At 65.0% G+C, this 1541-nt stretch carries 1 protein-coding gene and 2 pseudogenes; 1 reads left to right on the plus strand and 2 read right to left on the minus strand.

Going from position 1 to position 1541, the window contains the following annotated elements:
* Positions 1-209, minus strand: a pseudogene (locus EOA36_RS37570) (extensin family protein); the annotation flags it as partial.
* Positions 210-735: 526 nt separating this feature from the next.
* Positions 736-1161: a DUF3775 domain-containing protein gene (locus EOA36_RS35140; RefSeq protein ID WP_127281208.1), complete on the minus strand. Its 426-nt coding sequence runs from the start codon at positions 1159-1161 to the stop codon at positions 736-738.
* A 142-nt stretch (positions 1162-1303) separates the two neighbouring features.
* On the opposite strand from EOA36_RS35140, the pseudogene EOA36_RS35145 reads away from it, so the two are divergent.
* Positions 1304-1541, plus strand: a pseudogene (locus EOA36_RS35145) (hypothetical protein); the annotation flags it as partial.

Genomic DNA, 1541 nt, shown 5'->3' on the forward strand with positions numbered 1-1541 from the left:
AATTCGACGCCGAGCGTCTTCAGGCGCTCGCGGCAGGCGACTTCCTCAGCCGGCATCTTGTCGGCGGGGAGATCGGCCGAGCGCGGATCGGGCAGCATCTTCTCCTCGTCGCCCGCATCCGCCGGTTTTGGCGTCGGCTGGGGGGCGACGGCCGGCGGCTGAGGCTCGGGCGTCGTGGTGTCGGGCTTAGGCGTCGGTGTTGGCACCACGGCTGGCGGCTCCGGCTCGCTGTCCGTTTCGGCTGGTGGTTCGGGCGGTGTCTGGCTTTTCCGATGGGACTTTTCGTCCTTGAGCAGATCGGGCGCTCCGCCGCTCTTTGGACCTTCGGTGTTCCGGTCCTGCGTCTTTGGAGCGTCTACCTTTGGGGCGTCCGCCGGACGTGGCTCGGGCACCGGAACATCGGCGGACGGCTGGGCATCTTGCGTTTTTTGCGGTGCGGGTTTTGGCGCGATATGCTGCCTGACCCGCGCTCTCGACTGTCGCTTGCCTCTTGGCCGCAGCGGCTGGTCGGCCCGCTGCGTCAACGGCTGATCCACGCGCGGGCTTAGCGGCCCGTGGTGTCTGTGACGATGTCTGGCGTCGGCCGGCGTTACCAGCAGAACCGCCGCCGCCAAAAGCAGCGCCAGAGTGCAGAATCGGGAAAAGCTCAGCGTTGCCATCGCTCGGAAACGGCGCCGATCGGCTGAAGTTGCCTGGACAGGCCCTTCGACCCGATCACAATCGGTTACCTCCGCGTTACGCGCCGATCGCTTCCAGCCCCTCTTCCAGCAAGTCGGCGAGCAGCGGCATGCCGAGCAGGTATTTCGCCGTGCGTTTGTTGGCCCGCTCCCGCGCCGTCGCCACCGCTTCGGCCCATTCCGAGGGGTCGTAGTCGCCGCGGCCGACCCAGGCCAGCGCGATCAGCTCGGCCGCCTCGTCGATATTGAGGTCGTTGATCAGCTCGCGCAGCTCTTCCTCGGTGAGGTTTTCCGAGCTTTCCTCGGCAAGGCCGTCGTGGTGATGGTTGTCATGCCTGTCGCCGTCGAACTCGACCTCGTGTTCGGCGCCGTCGGCATAGTCCTCGTTGACGGCCGCGCTCAGCGCCTTGGCCTTGAGAATGAACAGCCGCACGGTGTCGGGTCCGATCGTCAGATCCCAGGTCTTTTCACGCCGCCGCTGCACGGGCCTCTCCGTCAGTCGTTTGCCGGATGATACCGGATTTGCGGCATCCGTCACCTCATGTTCTCCAGGCGGGCTTTTTTCCGGGATGAAACGCGGACTGCTCGGCGTTAGTGTGGCATTGTCACAGCCTCAGGAGGTTTCCATGCATAAAAGAGTGCTTATCCAGGCGGCGAGCGCGCTTGTCGCTCTGCAGTTCCTCGCCGTTCCGGCGTTTGCCGCCGGCAGCAGCGGTGGCAGCGACCAGACTGTCACCCAATGCAAAAAGGGCGAGGTCTGGGATAAGAAGAAGCAGAAATGCGTGCCGCCCAAGGAAGGCATGCTGGACGACGACAGCATCTATGATGCGGGCCATGCACTGGCGATGGCCGGCCGCTACGACG

Source organism: Mesorhizobium sp. M8A.F.Ca.ET.021.01.1.1, from assembly GCF_003998025.1.
GTDB lineage: Bacteria > Pseudomonadota > Alphaproteobacteria > Rhizobiales > Rhizobiaceae > Mesorhizobium.